Genomic DNA, 20,746 nt, shown 5'->3' on the forward strand with positions numbered 1-20,746 from the left:
AATCCAACCTCGCCACCCCCGACCGGCGAAGGAGCGTCAAAGATGCAGATCCTCCTCATCGAAGACGATGCCATGATGGGCTCGACCCTCACCCAGGGACTGAGTGATCTGGGGCTGCCCCCCACCGAGCTGTTCCACTGCAAAGAGATAGCAAGCCTGCCCGCCCTGCTGCGCCAGCACGCCTTCGATGCCATTCTTTGCCGCCAGTATCACCACCAGGCCCACGAGGGCGTCAGGCTGCTGCATGAAGCACACCACCTGGGCCTGCTCGCGCCCGGCTGCGTGCTCCTGCTGCTGGAGCAGGATGAGGACACCGGCCAGTTCCCCCCCTCCGACCTCTATTTCGCCCTGCGTCTGGCCGTGCCCTTCACCACGGAGCAGCTGGCGCACAGCCTGCAAGCGCTGTTGACACTGACCACGGTGACCCGCCCCCTGGCCACCCCCATGGCGCTCAGGGAGTGGCGCAGCGCCTGCGCCCAGTGCGAGGATCTGCTTTACCGGCACGCCAGCCACAAGGGGCTGGAAGCACAGATGGACAGGGTAAAGGGCTACATGCTGCTGCAAGCCCGGGAACGGGTGCAGGCCGCCCAGCACTACGCCATCTGCACCACGGAGCACGATGCCTGGTGGCCGCGCCAGGGGCTGAACCAGGCCCTGCTCGGGCTGAACCGGGTGGAGAGTGCCCACAAGGATCTGGCCCGCAACCAGGAGCGACTGCCCCCCGTCATCCATCAGGCGCTGGTTCTCGCCTGCCAACTGCACGAGGCGCTGTGGGATCCGGCCTGGGAAACCTTGTCAGGCTTGCTGCAACACTGCCCCTGGCAGCCGCAGTGGCGCCAGGTGGCCATTTTGCTGGCCTTGCTGCGAAGGGATGAAGATCAGGTGCTGGCGCAGGCCACCGATTTCATCCTGCGCTACTTCCCCAAACAGACGTTTCGCCACTCCGTCGAACGCTGCCTGCTGGATGCGACCCTGGCGGTGCTCTGGCATCCACCGGGAGAGGCCAGAATTCATGGGCTGCAGCAGGCTCTGGAGGAGCTCGGTCAGCAGGCCGTGACCCTGCGTGCCCACGAGGAGGGGCTGCTGCGCGCCCTGATGCTGGGTCTGGATTATCGATTCGATGACGCCTTGATGCTGCTGGCCAAGCACCCGCCGGAGGCGGCGCGGGACAATCACCTCAACCAGTTGCTCGGGGTGGCCGTCAGCCAGTTCTGCGGGCTTCCCCACCATGCCCAGCGTTATCTGGCCCAGCTCGGCCAGTATCAGGGACCGGTGGCACAGACCCCGCTGCTGCAGGGGCTCATTTTGCAGGTGGTCGACGATCTGGCGCGGCAACTGGCGCAGCGGGAGCAGCAGCTGACCCAGCTGCGCGAGGAGCGGCAACGGGCCATGACCACGGGTCAGCTCCAGCTCGCCGTGCAGAGTGCTCTGACCCTGCAGGAGCGATTCCCGGCACAGGCGGGGGATGCCTGGCAACTGCTGGTATTGCTGACCCAGTGCTGGCCCGCCGGCATGGCGGCCCCGGCGGTGGCCCGCCTGGTGGACAGGCTGGAGCAGCGTCTCAACCACAGTGCCGCCTTCCTGGAACACCATGGGAACGCCTATCGGGAGACCCTGCAACAGGTGAGATCCCACCTGGCCCCCAAACTGCCGCCCCTCGGTCCCCACCAGGGCCTATAGCCATCCAGGGCGGTGCATGCCGCCCTGGCTGGTGCGTTACAACAAGCCCCGCACCAGGATCCCCGCGATCAGCAGGGGGGCGATCAGCCGCCAGCACCAGAGCAGCGCGCCACGCATCAGCGGCGAGAGATCCGCCGGCACAATACTGTCCCCCAGCTTCCAGCCAAGCAGCAGGGTCAGCACCAGACCGAACAGGGGCATCATCAGGTTGGAGGTGAGGTAATCCAGCAGATCGAACAGGGTTTTGCCAAACAGGGTGTAGTCCGCCCAGGGGCCGAACGACAGACTGACCGGAATGCCGCAGGCCATGATGAGCAGGGTCAGTACCCGGCAGGCATTGCGGCGCGACCAGCCCCACTCCTCGGTGGTGAAGCGCACCAGGTGCTCCAGCATGGAGATGGAGGAGGAGAGCGCCGCCACCAGCAGCAGCATGAAGAAGATCACCGCCAGCCCCTGACCGAACGGCAGGTGGTTGAACACCGCCGGCATGGTCATGAAGGTGAGGCCGGGACCGGCGGCAGGATCGATGCCGGTGGAGGCCAGCACCGGGAAGATCATCAGCCCCGCCAGCACCGAGATGCAGCTCGCCAGGGTGACCACCCAGACCCCGGAGCGCAGCGCCCCGTCACTGCTCGGCAGGTAGGCGCCATAGGTGGTGTGTACCCCGAGACCAATGGAGAGGGAGAAGAACGCCAGCCCCAGGGCGTCGAGCACCCCCTGCCCCGTCAGGTGGGAGAAGTCGGGCATCAGGAACTGGCGTACCCCGGCCATGGCCCCCGGCATGGAGAGCCCGGTCACCACCAGGAGCAGCATCATCACGAACAGGGCCGGCATCATCCAGCGCAGCGCCCGCTCCACCCCCTGTTGCAGCCCTCCCTGCACGAACCACCAGGTGAGCCCGGCGAAGACGAGATGGGTGAGGGCCGGCCAGAGAGGATCGCTCACATAACCGGTAAAGAGTGCGGTGAGGGTGCTCGCCTCACTCAGGTTGAGCTCGCCGCCCACGGCCAGGGCCGCATAGCCGACGGTCCAGCCCCCCACCACGCTGTAGAAGCTGTAGATGAAGAAGCCACACAGGATCCCCATGTAACCCATCCAGCGCCAGTTCGGCCCCACCAGCTTGTGGAAGGCGCCGAGCACGCCGCGCTGGCTGCGGCTGCCGAGCAGGGTCTCCCCCACCAGCACCGCGACCCCCAGGGTGAAGCTGAAGAGCAGGAACACCAGCAGGAAGGCACCGCCCCCGTTGGTGGCTGTCACATAGGGAAACTTCCAGATGGCGCCAAGGCCGATCGCCGAGCCGGCGGCCGCCAGCACATGACCAATACGGGAAGACCACTGAACCTGGCTCATACAACCTCCGGGCAAGACAACATCAGTTCGATACTCCATGGCTAGACGCGGTGTGTGCCGCAACAAAAAAGGCCGCCTGAGGGCGACCTTTGCAATGAACAGTCAGACAAACGACACCTGCAAGGTCACCTCTCCAGGAAGGGGCTAAATCGGCCACAGAGAGCGATAAGGGGTGACATGGGAGGGCGACGCCTGCACGGTAAGAAGGAGCCACAGCCTAAACCATGGCAAGAGAAGTTGACAGGAAATAGTCTAAAACAGAACCAAAAACAGATTTAATCAAAACAAAATATCGAAATTACAGACCGTTACTCTGTTTATTTCCATTAAACAGAATTTTATAAAGAGTCAATCCTGCCACGCCACTCCCCGGCCAGCCCGGTTGGGGAGTGGCACAGATGACCAACCCTCCCTACACCAGGCCGCGCACCAGAATGCCGCCAATGAGCAGGGGAGCCAGCCAGCGCCAGCAGCCCATCAGCAGGGCCCGCCAGTGGGGAGCCAGCCCTTCGGGCAGCGCCTGGCGACCGAGCCGCCAGCCCAGCAGCAGCGTCAGGGCCAGCCCGAACAGGGGCATCATCAGGTTGGAGGTGATGAAGTCCAGCAACTCGAAGATGTTCTTGCCAAACAGGGTCAGGGTGGCCCAGGGACCGAACGACAGGCTCACCGGGATGCCACCCGCCATCACCAGGGCAATGACCAGGTTGCACGCCGCGCGGCGGGACCAGCCCAGGCTCTCGCACAGGAAGCACTGCAAGTGCTCCAGCAGGGAGATGGAGGAGGAGAGCGCCGCCACCACCAGCAGTGAGAAGAACACCACCGCCAGCCCCTGGCCGAAGGGCAGTTTCTGGAACACCGCCGGCATGGTCATGAAGGTGAGGCCCGGGCCCGAGGCCGGGTCAATACCGGTCGCCGCCAGTACCGGGAAGATCATCAGGCCCGCCAGCACGGCGATGACGCTCGCCAGCAGCACTACCCAGAGGCTGGAGCGACCGACCCCTTCACTGGAAGGCAGGTAGGCGCCATAGGTGGTGTGGATGCCAAGGCCGATGGAGAGGGAGAAAAAGGCCAGCCCCATGGCGTCCAGCACACCCGACATGCCGAGCTTGCTGAAATCGGGCATCAGGAAGTGACGCACCCCGGCCATGGCGCCCGGCAGGGTGAGGCCGAAGGCCACCAGCAGCAGGATCATGATGAAGAGGGCCGGCATCATCCAGCGCAGGGTGCGCTCCACCCCTTGTTGCACGCCGCCCCGCACGAACCACCAGGTCAAGCCGGCAAACAGCAGGTGGGTCAGCACCGGCCAGAGCGGATCACCGACGTAGTCGTTGAAACGGGCGGTCAGTGCCGCTCCGTCCCCCTGTTGCAGCTCCCCCGCCAGGGCCATGCCCGTGTACCCCAGGGTCCAGCCGCCCACCACGCTGTAGAAGCAGAAGATGAGCAGGCTGCACAGCAAGCCCATGGCACCGACCCAGCGCCAGCGCTTGCCCATCAGTTCGCCAAAGGCGCCCACCACCCCGCGCCGGGTCAGGCTGCCGATCAGGGTCTCCCCCATCAGCACCGCCACCCCCAGGGTGAAGCTGAACAGCAGAAAGACCAGCAGGAAGGCGCCGCCACCGTTGGCGGCGGTGACATAGGGGAACTTCCAGATGGCGCCGAGACCGACCGCGGAACCTGCGGCGGCCAGGATGTAACCGAGCCGGGATGACCATTGGGACTGCTTCATAAGAACTCCACGGGAAGGGCCTGCCAGCGAGGCCCGAAATGGCGCTCAGAGTACGCCCGCGGGCGCGCAATCACTCGGCGTATATCCGATATAAAACTCAGTTTTTAGCATCATTAACCAATAAAATTCGGATAACCCACCAATCGTGCCACAAAATAAAAACCGGAGCGGGTATGCTCCGGTTTGTTGTCTGCCCGGGTCTGGCGGGATTAGATGACCCCCAGCTCCCGCAACCGCTCCATCAGATAGCTGTGGGCGGTGTGACGCTCCGAGAGCACCACGTCCGGACGGGGGTGCAGGAAGAGCGGCAAGGAGATGCGGGACTTGGCGGCACTGCCCCCGGTCGGGTTGATGACCCTGTGGGTGGTGGAGGGGTAGTAGCCGCGGGAGGCCTCCTGCAGCATGTCACCGATGTTGATGATGAGGGTGCCGAAATCGCAGGGCACGTCCATCCACTCCCCGTCTGAACCTTTCACCTGCAGGCCCGGCTCGTTGGAGGCGGGCAGAATGGTCAGCAGGTTGATGTCTTCATGGGCGGCGGCGCGGATGGCACCCGGCTCCTCGGTGCCGTCGAAGGGCGGGTAGTGCAGCACCCGCAGCAGGGTCTTGTGGCTCTCTTCGATCATGGAGGAGAGCGGGCAGCGGTAGTGGGCGGCGATGTCGCCCGGGGTGTGTTGCTCCACCCAGCCCAGCAGCTCGGCGGCCAGATCGTTGGCGAGGCGGTAGTAATCCATCGCCTGCTCTTTCAGCTCTGCCGGCATCTGGCCCCAGGGATAGATGTGGAAGTACTCCTTGATGTCCTTCTGGCTGTGGCCCTTGGCCACCTCGGACACCGAGGGCGGGAAGTAGCCGTCCTGGGTCTCGCGATTGAACAGGAAATCCTGCTTCTGTTCGCTCATGAAGAAGCGATACCAGTTGTCATAGATGGACTGCACCAGCTCCTTCGGGATGGGGTGGTGAGTCAGCACCCCGAAGCCGGTGGTGCGCAGGGATTCGGTGAAGCGCTCGGCCGCATCGGGGGAGCGATAATCGACGGTCAGGACTTTCATTGTTTTTATGTTACATGCCAGTTAAAAGTAGGCGCAGTTTACCCTGCCTCCCCCGGCAAGAAAAGGCTGCCGGAAGCCCGTCTACAACGGCTTGAAAATACTGATAAAAACATCATGATACGGCCCCCTCACCCGGTGCTTGTCCCGGACGGGCCTCCTCTTCTAGAATGCCCCACCCCTTTGCTGTCGGAGCCCCTCATGTCCCCCAAGATCCTGTTGTTGACCCTTCCCTTCCTGCTCGCCGGGTGCAGTTCCCTCTCGGAGGAGGAGTGCCGTGCCATGAGCTGGTACAACCAGGGCTATCAGGACGGGGAGCAGGGCAAGACCCGGAGCGCCACCCGCGACTATCAGAAGACCTGCGGGGAGTACGGCCTCAAGGTGGATGAGGCGGAGTGGCAGCGCGGCTACGCCAAGGGACTGGAGCTCTATTGCATCCCCGAGCTGGCCTACAGCAAGGGACGGGAAGGGAGCGAATACCTGGGGGTCTGCCCCAACGACACCAGCTTCCTCACCCAGTTCGAGCGCGGCCGCAAGGAGTACCTGCTGGAGCAGCGCCTCGGCGAATTGCAGCAGGAGCTGGAGCGCACCGAGCGGAGCATCCACCAGCTGGATCAGCAGATCCGGGGCGAGAGCGACAGCCGCCAGCGCGACTACTATCGTGCCCAGCGCGAGCGCGCCATCCGTCACTACGAAGGGGTATACCGGGACTACAACCGGCTGCGCTTCCCGGATCGGGTGATCCAGTTCTCCTTCGGGAGCTGACAAAAAGGGGCCGACATGGCCCCTTTCTGTTTATGCCGCAGACTGTTTTTCCCCTCAGGCGGGCAGGACCCAGCGCTGCAACGCCAGGGCGATGCCATCCTCGTTGTGATCCGCGGTGACCCGGTCTGCATGAGCCTGGATCTGGGGCGCCGCATTGCCCATGGCCACCGCCAGCCCCACCTGCTCGAACATGCTGATGTCGTTGTTGTTGTCGCCAAAGGCCACCAGGTTCTCCATGGCGATCCCCTCGCTCGCCGCCCACTGGGCCAGCCGGTTGCCCTTGCTGCAACCTGGCTGCACCAGCTCCACCGCATAGGGGGCCGCCCAGTCACGGGTGAAGGGCAGTCTCTCCACCACCTCCCCGACGAAACGGTGCAACCGGCCGGGATCCTGGTTGAACAACTCCAGCTTCCAGATGGGGGACTGCAACCAGAGCTCGATATCCTCGGCGGGCAGCAGGGAGACCTTGAGGTGATCCGGCTGGGTTGCCGACCAGCGCCGCATCCGGCCCACGTGCTCCTCGCAGCCCAGGTAGCCGATGCCGTCCCCCAGGTGGAACAGCGCCCCCATCTGCTGGGCCTGCACCTCCTCCAGCAGGGCGGTGAGGGGCGCCACGGCCAGGGGATCCCCGGCGAGGATCCTCTCCTGCACCGGATCATAGAGGTAGGCACCGTTGCTGCAGATGATGGGGGTGTCGAGGGCCAGCTCGTGGTGGAAGGGACGGGCCGTCATGAAGTGGCGACCCGTCACCAGCAGCACCTTGATGTCGTGGGCCCGGGCCTGGGCCAGGGCCGCCCGGGTAGCGGACGAGATCTTGTGATCCCGGTTCAGCAGGGTACCGTCCATGTCCAATGCAATGGCCTGATAACGACTCATATCACCTCCAGGAATGTCGAGACGGGTGCGGCGCCATCCCCTCCCGTTGCCAATGTCATGACGACACATCTCACCGCCGGGAATGCGGACTGGGCATCGCAAGGCCCATGATGGGAGACGCGCTCGCCGGGGGGCGGGAACAGCGGAGCAAAGAGCCATACCGTCCCAGACTCGGCGCCGCGATGCAAGTCCGGCCCGCCATCCCGTCGCCGAACTGTGATCCCCGCGCCCTTCGTCAGCCCGCCTCGGCGCACCCGGCCACGGCGTTTCGCCTGTCCGCCCGTCTGCGCAATCCGTAGAAACCGAGGGCACAGATCACGCCGCAGAGGCCGGCCAGGTAGAAGGGCCACTCGGTCCCCGCCAGCAGCACCAGGCTGCCCAGCACCACCGCCAGGATCTCGCTGCCCACCGCCAGACCGCGGTAGAGCCCCATCGCCTGCCCCTGCTGGCTGGCATGGCTGCGGTTGGAGACCGCCACCGAGGTGGCCAGCTCCCCCAGACTCATGCCGATGCCGGCCGGGATGAAGGTGAGCGCGAGCCCCCACCACTGGGTCGGCAGGATGAACATCAGCATGCCCGCCGCCATCACCAGGTGGCCGACGATGCCAAGGGAGCTACCGCGCCAGTGCCGTGCCAGCTGCTCACCGATCCAGGAGCCCAGCATCATGGGCACGCTCACCAGCACGGCGGCCTGGGCCAGTTGCACCGGATCCCATGCCAGCCGCTCCACCAGCCAGACATTGAAGTAGGTGAAGTAGAGCTGCACCGCCCCGTAGCTTGCCAGGGTCAGGGCAAAGTAGGGCAGGAGACGAGGTTGCAGCAGCAGTTGGCGGGTCGAGAGGGGCGCTTCATCCCGGGTCGCCGGCACCGGGGGACGATTGGGCAGCAGCCAGAGCACCAGCAGCAGGTTGATCACCGTCATCCCCACCGCCAGCCAGGCTGCCAGACTGTAATCTCCCGAGACCACGGCCGCATAGCCTCCGATCATGGGACCCACCACCCAGCCCAGGTTCATGCCGATGTTGATGCGGGCGAAGTTGCGGGCCTTGGTCCTGGCCGTGCTCATGTCCGCCGCCATCGCCTGCACGATGGCGATGTCGCCGTTGAAGAAGCCCTCCACCACCCGGCTCAGCAGCAAGAGCGGCAGGGAACGCCAGGCGATGCCGAGGGCCATCAGCACATACCCCGCCAGCACCCCCACCAGACAGAGTGTCAGCACCGGCTTGCGCCCATGGCGATCGGAGAGGCGGCCAAGCAAGGGGGCCCCCAGCAGTTGAAACAGTGGATAGAGCCCCATGATGACGCCAAGCCACACCTTGCGGCTCCAGTCCGACGCCTGTGGCGTCAGCATGCCCTGGGCCGGATCCAGCAGCAGCGGCGCCAGGACGGGGGAAGGCAGGCTGAACCCCGCCACCGCCAGCGTCACCGTCATCACCAATACCCAGAGGGTCACCTGTCCCTTGATCCCTTCCATCTTCGCCTCATTAAATAAAGTTATCGGTTTATTTATATTGTGAGGGGTCGTCCATTAAGTAAAGCAGATTGTTGATTTAAATCGCCCTGCTACCCATAATGACCTCATCCAGGCGGTCACCGCACCGATACCCACCACCGGAGCCCCCATGAACGCCAGTACCGACAAGATCCTCTATCTGCTGAAAACCCGCGGCCCCCAGAGCGCCGCCGAACTCGGCGACCAGTTGCAGATGACGTCCATGGGGGCGCGCCAGCACCTGATGGCCCTGGAGTCCGAGGGCTGGGTAGGGTTTAGCGACGAGGCCCGCGGCCGCGGTCGCCCGGTGCGCCTGTGGCACCTCACCGACCAGGCCTGGCAACGCTTCCCCGACACCCATGGCGATCTGACCCTGCAGCTGATCGACGACATCCAGCAGGTGTTTGGCGACGCGGGCATGGAGCAGCTCATCACGCGGCGGGAGCAGCAGATGCAGGCACGCTATGAATCCAGGCTGACCCAGCCGGCGCTGGCAGACAGGCTGATGACGCTCAAGGCGCTGCGCACCCAGGAGGGGTATATGGCGGACATGTCGCAGGAGGAGGACGGCAGCTGGCTGTGGTGGGAGAGTCACTGCCCCATCTGCAGTGCGGCCAGGGCCTGTCGGGGCTTTTGCCGCAGCGAGCTGGCGCTGTTTCGCCGGTTGCTGGCGCCGGCCGAGGTGGAGCGGGAGCAGTATCTGCTGGAGGGGGACAGCCGCTGTCTCTATCGCATCCGGCCGCCCCGCCCCTGAGCGGGCGGAACGCAAAAACAACAAAGCAGGCGCCGGGATGCCTGCTTTGTTGCCTTCGGGGAGGGGGTGCTCTCGTTCCAGCCCGTTGTTTCCCGATAAGGTCGAACGGCTGATGGGGCTCTTGACCCGGTAAGGTCCTTCACCACAGGTGCCTGGTCGGGCGCCTGTCTTGCCACCGGAAGATGTAACCATGGTACTCCCCGCGATGCGGTGAGTGGTTGTGAAGTAGCAGGTATTTTCAGTTGTTTTTGCAATAGTTCACCCTTAATCTAGGAAAAGTGGATTAGTAATTGCGAAGAGGTACGGAGAATGCTGAAACTTGATCGTATAGACAGGCATATTCTGGAGCTGATGCAGGAAAATGGCCGCATCAGCAACCTGGAGCTGGCCGAGCTGGTCGGGCTCTCCCCCTCCCCCTGCTCGCGCCGGGTCAAGGCGCTGGAGGATGCCGGTCTCATCGATACCCATGTCACCCTGCTCAATGCCCGCCAGCTGGGGCTGACCCTCACCGCCTACATTCACATCTCCATGGACAGGCACACTCCGGAGCGGTTCGAGAACTTCGATCGCGCCGTCAAGGATCTGCCCGAAGTGCTGGAATGCGACCTCATCACCGGCAACGATGCGGATTACCAGCTCAAGGTGGTGGTGCGGGACATGGAGCACTACCAGCACTTCCTGCTGGACAAACTGACCCACATCTCCGGCGTGACCGGGGTGCGTTCGAGCTTCGTGCTGCGCCGCATCAAACACAAGACCGCCCTGCCCCTCAACCACCTGGGCTGACAACCCACCCCGCATCCGGGGAGCACCAAAAGCAAGAGGAGGCCCGGGCCTCCTCTTCTTGTCTCTGCTATCAAGGGCATTCGCGGTCAACACAGCCCGCGGGCGCCATCGCGCCGCCAGGTGGCGAACGCCTCGTCATGCCTCGACCTGGCTCACGTCCTGCACCTGCAGCAACCAGCCGTTCTGCTCCTGCAAGGGTTCGCCGCGCAGCCGCAGCCGCTCACCGGTCGACACCCACTGCCCTTTGGGCAGAGAGATTTCCAGGCTCTCGCTGCCGTTGTCGAACACCCAGCGATCGGCGCCCAACGACTCCATCAAGTACCCTTCCATCTCCACTCTGGACTCGGCCTGCCAGGAGGGGGAGGCGGTATCACGGCTCTCGATGAAATCCCCCTGCACACCAAAGCTGGCCAGCCCCCACAGAATGGAGAGCCCGACGATGGATGATTGCATCTCTCTCTCCTGTTGGTTTGCTACCTTGAGGGCCAGTATGGGAAGAGAAAAATGAGTGCACCATGAACAAGGTGCCAAAGTGCTGGCAAGATCGCGAAAAAAACCGGCCCCATGGCCGGTCATGTCATTTTATGTCGTACAGGTCACACTACTTGGCCGCTTCTTCTGCCATCCGTGCAGCCCTTGGTTTATTTGTCCACATGGCCACCCCGCGGTGATCCGCACAGATCCCCTCGTCGGTGACCGCCCGCACCCGGACCCCGTCCTTGCAGATGGCCTGCCAGGCATCGGCATCGTCGATCTGCAGCTCGGAACGGGGATAGGAGGTATCGGCGCAGGCGCACAGCAGGATGGCAAACAGAGGAAGCAGGGATTGCATGGGTTTCATCGGGTCACTCCTGACGGGAAAAGGGATCAGCGCCCCAGCTGCGCCGCCACGCGATCGCAAAGCTGCTTGAGCTGGGCCAACTCAGCATCGGCCAGATCCACCTGATTGCGCAAGCTGTCCGCCAGACAGCACTCCCTGACCTCCTGCTGCAACTGGCGTCCCGCCTCGGTCAGGCTGATGCACTTTTGCCGCTCATCCTCGTGGGAGACGGTGCGGGTCAGCCACCCCTTGCTCTCCAGCCGCTTGACGATGGGGGTCAGGGTGCCCGCATCCAGTCCGGTCTCCTGCCCTATCTCCTTGAGGCTGACCTCGTCCCGGGCCCAGAGCGAGAGCATCACCAGGTACTGGGTATAGGTGAGATCCAGCTTGTCCAGCAGCGGCCGATAGGCACGCATCACCGCATTGGAGGCGCTGTAGAGGGCAAAACAGACCTGCTTTTTCAATTCGCTCATGGAGGACCTCGCTGACGACAAGGGGGGCAGTATACCCCATCAACTTCGGGGCTGAATAGTTTGCACACAAAACAGTTGCCAGCCCCCGCGTTCAGGACTACCCTGATTTTAGTTTGCACACAAACAAAAATACCAGGCCGCCGCCCGACGCGCGGCCCCACTGCCGGAGAATGCCCATGAATGCCATCAGCCATCAAATCCAACTGCTGCGTCGCCCCACCGGTCTCCCCACCCTGGAGGACTTCGCCCTCCGGGACGTGCCCCTGCCCGCCCTGCAGGAGGGAGAGGTGCAGGTCGCCAACCAGTGGCTGTCGGTGGACCCCTACATGCGCGGCCGCATGAGCGAGGCAAAAAGCTACGTTCCCCCCTTCCCCCTCAACGGTCCCCTCGACGGCGGCGCCATCGGCACGGTACTGGCATCGCGCCATCCCGATTTCAAGGTGGGGGACAAGGTGAGCAGCATGCTGGGCTGGCGGGATGCCTTCGTGGCAAACGCCGCCCAGCTCACCCGCCTGCCCGACACCACCCTGCCGCCCCAGCGCTTCCTCGGCGCCCTCGGCATGCCGGGCATGACCGCCTGGGCGGGCCTGCACAAGGTGGCACACCTGAAGGCCGGTGAAACCCTGCTGGTCTCGGCGGCCTCCGGGGCGGTCGGCACCATGGCGGTCCAGCTCGCCAAGCAGGCGGGAGCCAGGGTCATCGGCTCCACCGGCTCGGCCGACAAGGTCGCCTACCTCAAGACCCTGGGAGCCGATGCGGTGATCAACTACCGGGAGACCCCGGATCTCGACGCCGAGCTGGCCCGCCTCGCCCCCGAAGGCATCCACGTCTACTTCGAGAACGTGGGGGGCGCCATGCTGGATGCCGCCCTCAACCACCTGGTGGTGCACGGGCGCATCGTGCTGTGCGGCCTCATCGAGCAGTACAACAGCAACGGCCAGGCCAGCGGCCCGCGCAACCTCTCCCAGGTGATCCGCAAGCGCATCCTCATGCAGGGGCTGCTGGTCTCCGATCACTGGCAACACTACGGGGCGTTCCTGGCCGAGGCCATGCCGGCCTTCGAAGCGGGCACCCTCCAGGCCGAGGAGACCATCAGCGAGGGACTGGCCAGCATGCCGCAAGCCTTTATCGGACTGTTCCAGGGCCGCAATACCGGCAAGATGCTGGTCAGACTGCCCTGATCCGGGGGCATTTCCCATCTATTTAACAGATAGAATGTCGCCAGACCCATCCGTTTAAGCGATGGAAAATCGGCATCCGATCGCCCTTGAACAGGCGGCTTGCACAACGGGCCCATCCCCCCTAAGGTGGGCCCGTTTTCCCTGGCGCACCCCGCCGTCTCAGCAAGGAGCCTCCCCTATGTCTACCCCCTATCCCCGCGTCGGTGTCGGCGTCATTCTCACCAATGGCCAGGGCCAGGTACTGCTTGGCAAGCGCAAGGGCAGCCATGCCCCCTACTGGTCCATCGCCGGCGGTCACCTGGAATTGGGGGAGACCTTCGAGTCGGCAGCCATCCGGGAGGTGGCGGAGGAGACCGGCTTCGTCATCCGCCAGCCTCGCGTCATCGCCGTCACCAACAACCTGGAGACCTGGCGCGAGAGCGGCCTGCACTACATCTCGGTCACCCTGCTGGCAGAGGTGGACGGGGAGCCGCAACTGCTGGAGCCGGAAAAGTGTGAGGGCTGGATCTGGTGCGACCCGCACACTCTGCCCGAGCCTCACTTCGATGCCAGTCGCCAGTCCATCGCCTGCTGGCTGGCGGGACAATGCTACCTGCCCCAGGCACAACCTGCCCCCTGACCCTCACCGGCAGGCTGCCGCGCGTCACCCCGGCACCTCTCGTCTGCTGGCGGAGGCAACCAGCCACCCCGCCAGCCCCTGTTGATGGCAGGCAGCGCGGGAGGGCGTACCGTCACCAAACCGTCACTTTTTTGTCATATTATCCGGGCCAGGATGATGACGAGGAGGGGAAGATGGGACAGGTATTCATGCAGTTCTTGTGGCTGGGATGCATCAGTGTTGGCGGGCCGGCCGCCCATATCGGCTATTTTCAGCGCACCTTTGTCCAGCGGCTGGGCTGGCTGAACCAGGGGGAGTTCGCCCAGTTGCTGGCCCTGTGCCAACTGCTGCCGGGTCCGGCCTCCAGCCAGCTCGGCTTTGCCATCGGCCGCCACCGCGCCGGCATCGGCGGCGCCCTGGCCGCCTTCGTCGGCTTTACCCTCCCCTCCTTCCTGCTGTTGCTGGCGGCCGCCGTCGGTCTGGGTCAGCTTGCGGGCAACCTCTGGCTGGACGCCGCCCTGCACGGCCTCAAGCTGCTGGCGCTCGTTGTGGTGGCGGATGCCGTGCTCACCATGAGCCGCCAGTTCTGCAAGACGGCGCTGCAACAGGGGGTCATGGTGGCCACCGCCGCCGCCCTCTGGTGCGCCCCCGGTCTTCTGACCCAGGTCGCCATGCTGCTCGGCGCGGCCCTGCTCTGTGCCCTGCGCGAGCCGCACCCGGGGAGTCAGGGCCTCGCGTCCACTCCGGCTCGCCAGCCTCACTGGCCGACCCTGCTGCTGTTCGCCCTGCTGTTCGTCGGCCTGCCCCTGGTGGCGAGCGGCCCCGTCAGCCAGTTGCTGGCCGAGTTTTACCGGGCAGGCAGCCTGGTGTTTGGCGGTGGTCACGTGGTGCTGCCCCTGTTGCAGGAGAGCCTGGGTCACCACCTGAGCGAGCAGCAGTTCCTGACCGGCTACGGCTTGGCCCAGCTGGTACCCGGCCCCATGTTCACCCTGGCCACCTACCTGGGCGCCGTGCTGCTGCCCGCCACTCCCCTCATCGGGGCGCTGCTGGCGACCCTGGCGCTCTTCCTGCCGGGTTTCTTGCTGCTCTGGGCGCTGGGCCCCTGCTGGCAGCACTGGCTGGCCCGCCCCCGTCTGGCGGGGGCCGTGGCCGGCATCAACGCCGCCGTGGTGGGGCTGCTGCTGGCGGCCCTCTATCAGCCGGTGTGGCAGAGCGCCGTGCTCTCCCCCACCGATCTGGCGCTGGCCGCCGTCGGCTTCTACCTGCTGCGGGTGCCACGGCTCCCCGTGCTGCCCCTCGCCGCCCTGCTGACGGGGGCTGCCCTGCTGCTGGCCTGACGAACCCGCGACAAGTCAGGCAGCACCCGCCGGGCTGGCGGTCATGGCTCTTCTCCCCGAGGGGAGGCAAAGAGAGCAAGATCCGTCAGGACAGCTCGGGCCCGTTGGCCGATAGTGGGCAGCACAGAGGAGAGACCATGGATCACAACCAGACAGAGGCCTACCGCCGACGCTTTCAAACGGTGACAGAGCACATCGAGCGCCATCTCGACGACGACCTGTCGCTGGAGCGGCTCAGCGCCGTGGCGCACTTTTCGCCCTTTCACTTTCATCGGCAATTTGCCGCTTACTGCGGCGTGCCGCTGGGGCGTTACATCCAGCTGCTGCGGCTGAAGCGGGCCTCTTACCGGTTGGCATTCGCGCCTCTGGACAAGGTGACTGATATCGCCCTCGATGCCGGCTTCCAGCATGGCGAATCTTTCAGTCGCGCCTTCAAGCAGACGTTCGGCCTGACGCCCAGCCAGTTCAGGCAGCACCCGGACTGGGCCAACTGGCATCGCTGCCTGCCACGGCCCCCCACAAAGAGGATTGACCCCATGCGAGTCGACATCATCCAGTTCCCGCAGACCGCCGTCGCCGCCCTGACCCATCAGGGCCTGCCCGAGCGCATCAACGACACCGCGGCGCGCTTCATCCAGTGGCGCAAGGCCACGGGCGGCTCCCCGGTCGCCACCAGCCGGACCTATGGCCTGGCGCCGGACGACCCCGCCACGACGGAGGGTGCGGCGTTTCGCTTTACCCTCTGTGGCAGCGTCGAGGCCCCCGTCGCCGAGGACAATGAGTGGGGCGTGAAGAATGCCCTCATCCCGGCCGGGCGCTGCGCCGTGGTACGCCACCACGGCTCCCACGACCTCCTGGCCGACTGTGCCCGGGCGCTCTACCGCGACTGGCTGCCCGCCAGCGGCGAAGAGCTGCGGGATTTTCCGCTCTTCTTCCACTACCACAACTTTGTACACGAGGTGCCCACCCATGAGCTGGTCACCGACATCTACCTGCCGCTGGCATAGCCCGGCACCTGACAGGGGGAGATAAAAAAGCGGCGCCTCCGAAGGGAGGCGCCGCTGGTCGTGTCGGGGATCAGGCGTCGGGCTCGAAATCCAGGCTCAGGCTGTTGACGCAGTAGCGCTGGCCGGTCTCGGTCGGCCCGTCGGGGAAGACGTGGCCGAGGTGGGAGCCGCACTGGCTGCAGGTGATCTCCACCCGCTTCATGCCGTGGCTGTTGTCCTCGGTGTAGGTCACCGTCCCCTCGATGGCCCGGTCGAACGAGGGCCAGCCGCAGCCCGCGTCAAACTTGGCTCCTGAGTGGAACAGCACCTGCTTGCAGCAGACGCAGTGGTAATCGCCGCTCTTGCGGTTGTGCAGCAGGGCACCGCTGTAGGGACGCTCGGTCCCTTTCTCCCAGCAGACGTGGAACTGCTCTGCACTCAGCTTGTCGCGCCACTGTTCAGGGTTGTTACTGCTCATTCCGGCTCCTCACCACTGATAACGGTGCCCAGCATACCCAGTCAGGGCGCCTGGCTCTACCCCGCCAGCGGGAACTGTGATCCCGTTGGCAACACGGCGACAACATCCGCTGCCACCACCCCTTCACTCGCCAGCACCGCCGCCGGCAGGGCGACCCGCTCCAGCAGCTTGAGGGAGTGGGCACGCCCCACCGCCACCTGCCGCTTGATGTCGTCCGGCAGGAAGGGCAGGCCGTCGTTGGTGGCGGTGTCGATGGTCTGGATCCACTCCATGCCCTCCCCCGGCGGCGGCAGGCGGAACTGGATGTCATAGTCGCTGGCGTTGAACAGCACGTACCAGCGCTCCCCGGTGCAGCCGATCATGCCGATGTCCATGGCAAACGCCTGCCCCATGGGGGCGTGCCAGTCCTGATCGGTGAGCTGATGGCCGTCCGGGTGATACCAGTTCACCTGGTGGCAGCTGGTCGCCTTGCCGTTCCAGCCGTCGTCGCTCAGTTGCAGGTTGGAGAAGACCCCGGACTCCGCCCGCAGCGCCATCATCTGGCGGGTGAAGGCGAGCAGCCGTTCGTCCTCCGGGCGCAGTTGCCAGTTCACCCAGCTTATCTGGTTGTCCTGACAGTAGGCGTTGTTGTTGCCGAGCTGGCTGCGGCCCATCTCGTCCCCGGCCAGGAAGTGGGGCGTCCCCTGTGACAGCAGCAGGGTGGCGATGAGGTTGCGCTTCTGCTGCTGGCGCAGGTTGTTGATGCGCGGGTCCAGGGTCGGCCCCTCCACCCCGTGGTTGCTGGAGAGGTTGTTGCCGTGGCCGTCCCGGTTGTCCTCGCCGTTGGCCTGGTTGTGGCGCTGGTTGTAGGAGACCAGGTCCTCGAGGGTGAAGCCGTCGTGATAGCAGAGGTAGTTGACGCTGGTGTGGGGGGAGCGCCAGTTCTTCGGGAAGAGATCCCGCGAGCCCACCAGACGGGTGGCAAAATCCCCCATCTTGCCCGCATCCCCGCGCCAGAAGGCGCGCACCGTGTCGCGGTAACGATCGTTGATCTCCAGCCATTGGCTCGGAAACTGGCCGAGACGATAGCCGAAGGGGCCGATGTCCCAGGGTTCGGCGATGAGCCTGACCCGCGCCAGCACGGGATCCGCCATCATGGCCTTGAAGAAGGCGCTCATGGGATCGAACTCCCCCGCCTCCCGCGCCAGGGTGACCGCCAGATCGAAGCGAAAACCGTCCACCTGCATCTCGGTAACCCAGTAGCGCAGGGCATCGAGCACCAGTCGCAAGGTATTGGGGTGATCCAGATTGACGCTGTTGCCGCAGCCGGTGACGTTGGCGTGGCGATGGTAATCCGGACCGTGGGCCCCCGACTCGAAGGCGTAGTAGCCCGCGTTGTCAAATCCCTTGAGGGAGAGCATGGGGCCGTCGAAGCCCGACTCCGCGGTGTGGTTGTAGACCACGTCCAGGATCACCTCGAGCCCCGCCCGGTGCAGCTCGCGCACCATGGTCTTGAACTCGGTCACCGCATCCTTCGCCCCGTAGCGCGGTTCGGGCGCGAAGAAGGCGATGGGGTTGTAGCCCCAGTAATTGGTCAGCCCCAGCTGCTCGAGCCTGGGCTCGGACATGAAGGCCGCCACCGGCATCAGCTGGACCGAGGTCACCCCCAGCCCCTGCAGATGCTCGATCATCAGCGGGTGGCTGATGCCCAGATAGGTGCCCTGCAACGCCTTGGGGATGCCGGGGTGCTGGCGGGTGAACCCCTTGACGTGGGTCTCGTAGAGCACGACCCGCTCCGGCGGGATGCCGGGCTTGCCGACCCCCTGCCAGTCGAAGGCATCGTCCACCACCACCGACTTGCCCACCATGGCCGCGCTGTCCCCCTCGTAGAGGGCATCGTCCCAGTGGGTCGATCGACTGAGGGCCCGGGCATAGGGGTCGATCAGCAGCTTGTCCGGGTCGAACAGCAACCCCTCCTGGGGAGAGCCATGCACCCGGTAGCCATAGCGCTGACCGGCCTTGACCCCGCGCACGTGGCCGAACCAGTACTGGCCGCGCCGACCGGGCAAGGGGAGACGCGCCAGCTCCTGCTCCTCGTCGTCGAACAGGCAGAGTTCCACCTTGTCCGATTGGGGAGCCCAGACACAGAAGTGGCAGCCCGTCTCGTCCAGACGGGCGCCAAGCGGGTGATCTACCCCGTTTTCCATTTCAAACATCAGGACTCCTGTTTGATGAACAAGGTCGCGAGCGGCGGCAAGTCCAGCACCAGGCTGTGTGCCATCCCCTGCCAGGGGGTCGCCTCGGCGACGAAGACCAGACCCACATCATAGTTGCTGCCCCAGTAATGCTCGCTGTCGGTGTTGAGCACCACCCGATAGCGACCGGCAGCCGGCACCCCGAGACGGTAACCGATGCGCGGCACCGGGGTGAAGTTGCAGGCCACCACCAGCGGATGGGCCCCCAGCTTGTCGGCCCGCAGCCAGGCGAAGATGCTGTTGTCCGCGTCCTGGTGATCCAGCCAGCGGAAACCGGCCTGTTCATAATCCGCCTGATACAAGGCAGGTTCATGACGATAGAGGTGGTTGAGATCCCGGATCAGCCGCTGCTGGCCGCCGTGCCTGGGGTACTGCAACAGGTGCCAGGGCAGCTGGGCATCGTGATTCCACTCGTTGCTCTGGGCGATCTCGGTGCCCATGAAGTTGAGCTTCTTGCCGGGGTGGGCATACATGAAGCCCATGTAGGCGCGCAGGTTGGCGGCCTGCTGCCACTCGTCCCCGGGCATCTTGTAGAGCAGGGAGTGCTTGCCGTGGACCACCTCGTCGTGGGAGAGGGACAGAATGAAGTTCTCGTCATAGTGGTACACCATGGAGAAGGTCATGTCGTTGTGGTGGTAGCGACGGTGAATGGGCTCTTTTTGCATGTAGCTGAGGGTGTCGTGCATCCAGCCCATATTCCACTTGAAGCCAAACCCCAGGCCGCCAAGGAAGGTGGGACGGGAGACCCCGGCAAAGGCGGTGGACTCCTCGGCGATGGTCATGGCGTGGGGGTACTTGCCGTACACCTCCTCGTTGGTCCACTTCAAGAGGCTGATCGCCTCGTAGTTGTGGTTGCCGCCATCGACGTTGGGCACCCACTCACCGGCGTTGCGGGAATAATCCAGATAGAGCATGGAGGCGACCGCATCCACCCGCAGGCCGTCGATGTGGAACTTGTCGAGCCAGAACAGGGCGCTGGCCACCAGGAACTGGCGCACGGTGTCGCGACCGAAGTCATAGATGTAGGAGTTCCAGTCCGGGTGCCAGCCACGGCGCGGATCTTCGTACTCGTAGAGCGGCGTGCCGTCGAAGCGGGCCAGGCCGTGGGCATCGGACGGGAAGTGGGCGGGCACCCAATCCAGAATCACGCCGATCCCCGCCTGGTGGCACTGATCCACGAAGTATTTGAAATCGTCGGCCGTGCCGTAGCGGCTGGTGGGGGAGAACATGCCCACCGGCTGGTAGCCCCAGGAGCCGCTGAAGGGGTGCTCGGAGACCGGCAGCAGCTCGATGTGGGTGTACTCCATCTCCTTGATGTAATCCACCAGTTCCACCGCCAGCTCGCGCCAGCTCAGGCTGTCGCCGTTGGGGTGACGCTTCCAGGAGCCCACGTGCAGCTCGTAGATGGAGAGGGGCTGTTCGCGCTTGTCATTGAGCTGACTCTCGCGCCAGGCGGCGTCCTGCCACTGGTACTGGCCGTGGTCATAGACCACGGAGGCGAACGAGGGGTACTGCTCGCAGTAGAAGCCCACCGGGTCGCTCTTGTGGGGCAGGCGATTGCCCGCCGGGTCTTTCAGTTCGAACTTGTAGCGATCCCCGGCCTTGAGCCCCGGCACGAACAGCACCCAGTGGCCGCACTGGCTGCGCTGCATGGGGTGACGGCGGCCATCCCAGAAGTTGAAATCGCCGATGAGGCTCACGGCCGTGGCGCTCGGCGCGTAGACGGCAAAGCGTACCCCTTCCACCTGCTGGCCGAGGTGCGTCACGGTGCGCAACTGGGCGCCGAGGGTGTGGTAGAGGTTTTCCGGTTGCCAGGTGAGTTCCGCCAGCCCCTCCCAGGCGGCGGCCTGGAACTGATAGGGGTCGATGATGTCGGCACTGGCGTCGGCGTAGGTCGCGATGAGCTGGTAGGGGAAGGGATTCTTGCGGCGAGTGAAAACAGTTTCAAAGAGGCCCGCTTCGTCAGCGGCGGTCAGGGTGGCAACTATCTTGCCTGACTTGAGATCCCTGACCCGGACCTCGAGTGCATCGGGCAACCAGGCGGTGAGTTTCAGGCCTGGCCCATCCGGATTGGCCAGCAGGCCTAGATGGGAGAAGGGATCGGCACAGCGGGCGGCAACCAAACGTTCAACGGGCATCGACATTTCCTTTGATGGCTGAACAT

Annotated in this window: 19 protein-coding genes; 8 read left to right on the forward strand and 11 right to left on the reverse strand. The window is 64.8% G+C overall.

Translation table 11 applies throughout. The features are described 5' to 3' along the window. The first annotated feature begins 42 nt into the window (after window positions 1–42). On the forward strand, window positions 43–1,680 hold the full coding sequence (locus AB5Y68_RS05820) for a hypothetical protein (RefSeq protein ID WP_039039399.1): 1,638 nt from the start codon (window positions 43–45) through the stop codon (window positions 1,678–1,680). A gap of 36 nt (window positions 1,681–1,716) precedes the next feature. On the opposite strand, the gene AB5Y68_RS05825 is transcribed toward AB5Y68_RS05820, so the two are convergent. The 3 genes from AB5Y68_RS05825 to AB5Y68_RS05835 form a co-directional block, all read right to left on the reverse strand. Further along, entirely contained in the window at window positions 1,717–3,030 is a 1,314-nt protein-coding gene (locus AB5Y68_RS05825) for a sodium-dependent transporter (protein ID WP_039039398.1), read from the reverse strand. A gap of 412 nt (window positions 3,031–3,442) precedes the next feature. Continuing rightward, entirely contained in the window at window positions 3,443–4,756 is a 1,314-nt protein-coding gene (locus AB5Y68_RS05830; protein WP_039039397.1) for a sodium-dependent transporter, read from the reverse strand. Between the two features lie 209 nt (window positions 4,757–4,965). Then, the gene (locus AB5Y68_RS05835; protein ID WP_039039396.1) at window positions 4,966–5,805 is read right to left on the reverse strand and encodes an isopenicillin N synthase family oxygenase; all 840 of its coding nucleotides are present in this window, start codon (window positions 5,803–5,805) and stop codon (window positions 4,966–4,968) included. A 198-nt stretch (window positions 5,806–6,003) separates the two neighbouring features. Here AB5Y68_RS05835 and AB5Y68_RS05840 point away from each other — a divergent pair, with 198 nt between their 5' ends. Further along, the gene (locus AB5Y68_RS05840) at window positions 6,004–6,567 is read left to right on the forward strand and encodes a DUF2799 domain-containing protein (protein ID WP_010672898.1); all 564 of its coding nucleotides are present in this window, start codon (window positions 6,004–6,006) and stop codon (window positions 6,565–6,567) included. A 54-nt stretch (window positions 6,568–6,621) separates the two neighbouring features. On the opposite strand, the gene AB5Y68_RS05845 is transcribed toward AB5Y68_RS05840, so the two are convergent. Continuing rightward, a complete protein-coding gene (locus AB5Y68_RS05845) occupies window positions 6,622–7,443 on the reverse strand; it encodes a Cof-type HAD-IIB family hydrolase (protein ID WP_039039395.1) in 822 nt (273 codons plus the stop codon). A gap of 235 nt (window positions 7,444–7,678) precedes the next feature. Next, entirely contained in the window at window positions 7,679–8,917 is a 1,239-nt protein-coding gene (locus AB5Y68_RS05850; protein ID WP_039039394.1) for an MFS transporter, read from the reverse strand. A 148-nt stretch (window positions 8,918–9,065) separates the two neighbouring features. On the opposite strand from AB5Y68_RS05850, the gene AB5Y68_RS05855 reads away from it, so the two are divergent. Both AB5Y68_RS05855 and AB5Y68_RS05860 read left to right on the forward strand, forming a co-directional pair. Continuing rightward, the gene (locus tag AB5Y68_RS05855; protein ID WP_039039393.1) at window positions 9,066–9,689 is read left to right on the forward strand and encodes a metalloregulator ArsR/SmtB family transcription factor; all 624 of its coding nucleotides are present in this window, start codon (window positions 9,066–9,068) and stop codon (window positions 9,687–9,689) included. A 309-nt stretch (window positions 9,690–9,998) separates the two neighbouring features. Next, window positions 9,999–10,475, forward strand: a complete 477-nt coding sequence (locus AB5Y68_RS05860) for an Lrp/AsnC family transcriptional regulator (protein ID WP_010672894.1) — start codon at window positions 9,999–10,001, stop codon at window positions 10,473–10,475. Between the two features lie 135 nt (window positions 10,476–10,610). On the opposite strand, the gene AB5Y68_RS05865 is transcribed toward AB5Y68_RS05860, so the two are convergent. From AB5Y68_RS05865 to AB5Y68_RS05875, 3 genes are all read right to left on the reverse strand, one after another. Beyond that, window positions 10,611–10,928 carry a hypothetical protein gene (locus AB5Y68_RS05865; RefSeq protein WP_010672893.1) on the reverse strand — a complete coding sequence of 106 codons (318 nt, stop codon included), beginning with the start codon at window positions 10,926–10,928 and terminating at the stop codon, window positions 10,611–10,613. A gap of 148 nt (window positions 10,929–11,076) precedes the next feature. Continuing rightward, window positions 11,077–11,307 carry a hypothetical protein gene (locus AB5Y68_RS05870; protein WP_029313696.1) on the reverse strand — a complete coding sequence of 77 codons (231 nt, stop codon included), beginning with the start codon at window positions 11,305–11,307 and terminating at the stop codon, window positions 11,077–11,079. A gap of 35 nt (window positions 11,308–11,342) precedes the next feature. Beyond that, window positions 11,343–11,768 carry a MarR family winged helix-turn-helix transcriptional regulator gene (locus AB5Y68_RS05875; protein WP_029313694.1) on the reverse strand — a complete coding sequence of 142 codons (426 nt, stop codon included), beginning with the start codon at window positions 11,766–11,768 and terminating at the stop codon, window positions 11,343–11,345. A 176-nt stretch (window positions 11,769–11,944) separates the two neighbouring features. Here AB5Y68_RS05875 and AB5Y68_RS05880 point away from each other — a divergent pair, with 176 nt between their 5' ends. The 4 genes from AB5Y68_RS05880 to AB5Y68_RS05895 all read left to right on the forward strand — a co-directional run bounded on the left by AB5Y68_RS05880 (window position 11,945) and on the right by AB5Y68_RS05895 (window position 15,891). Continuing rightward, window positions 11,945–12,949, forward strand: a complete 1,005-nt coding sequence (locus AB5Y68_RS05880; RefSeq protein WP_039039392.1) for an NADP-dependent oxidoreductase — start codon at window positions 11,945–11,947, stop codon at window positions 12,947–12,949. Window positions 12,950–13,127: 178 nt separating this feature from the next. Beyond that, window positions 13,128–13,568, forward strand: a complete 441-nt coding sequence (locus AB5Y68_RS05885; RefSeq protein WP_039039391.1) for an NUDIX hydrolase — start codon at window positions 13,128–13,130, stop codon at window positions 13,566–13,568. Between the two features lie 173 nt (window positions 13,569–13,741). Continuing rightward, a complete protein-coding gene (chrA, locus tag AB5Y68_RS05890; protein ID WP_039039390.1) occupies window positions 13,742–14,884 on the forward strand; it encodes a chromate efflux transporter in 1,143 nt (380 codons plus the stop codon). Between the two features lie 137 nt (window positions 14,885–15,021). Then, window positions 15,022–15,891 (forward strand): GyrI-like domain-containing protein, encoded by an 870-nt coding sequence (locus tag AB5Y68_RS05895; RefSeq protein ID WP_039039389.1) that lies wholly within the window; start codon window positions 15,022–15,024, stop codon window positions 15,889–15,891. A 70-nt stretch (window positions 15,892–15,961) separates the two neighbouring features. Here AB5Y68_RS05895 and msrB read toward each other — a convergent pair whose 3' ends face one another. The 3 genes from msrB to glgB are packed head-to-tail and all read right to left on the reverse strand — an operon-like array spanning window position 15,962 to window position 20,720. Continuing rightward, complete coding sequence (msrB, locus tag AB5Y68_RS05900; protein ID WP_010672886.1) at window positions 15,962–16,348, reverse strand: peptide-methionine (R)-S-oxide reductase MsrB; 387 nt, start codon at window positions 16,346–16,348, stop codon at window positions 15,962–15,964. 56 nt (window positions 16,349–16,404) lie between these two features. After that, window positions 16,405–18,543 (reverse strand): glycogen debranching protein GlgX, encoded by a 2,139-nt coding sequence (gene glgX, locus AB5Y68_RS05905; RefSeq protein WP_039039388.1) that lies wholly within the window; start codon window positions 18,541–18,543, stop codon window positions 16,405–16,407. After that, a complete protein-coding gene (glgB, locus tag AB5Y68_RS05910) occupies window positions 18,543–20,720 on the reverse strand; it encodes a 1,4-alpha-glucan branching protein GlgB (RefSeq protein WP_039039387.1) in 2,178 nt (725 codons plus the stop codon). Before glgB ends, glgX begins: the two co-directional genes overlap by 1 nt. Between the last annotated feature and the right edge of the window lie 26 nt (window positions 20,721–20,746).

It is taken from the genome of Aeromonas sp. R6-1 (assembly GCF_040908165.1).
In the GTDB taxonomy this organism is placed as follows: Bacteria; Pseudomonadota; Gammaproteobacteria; order Enterobacterales; family Aeromonadaceae; genus Aeromonas; species Aeromonas caviae.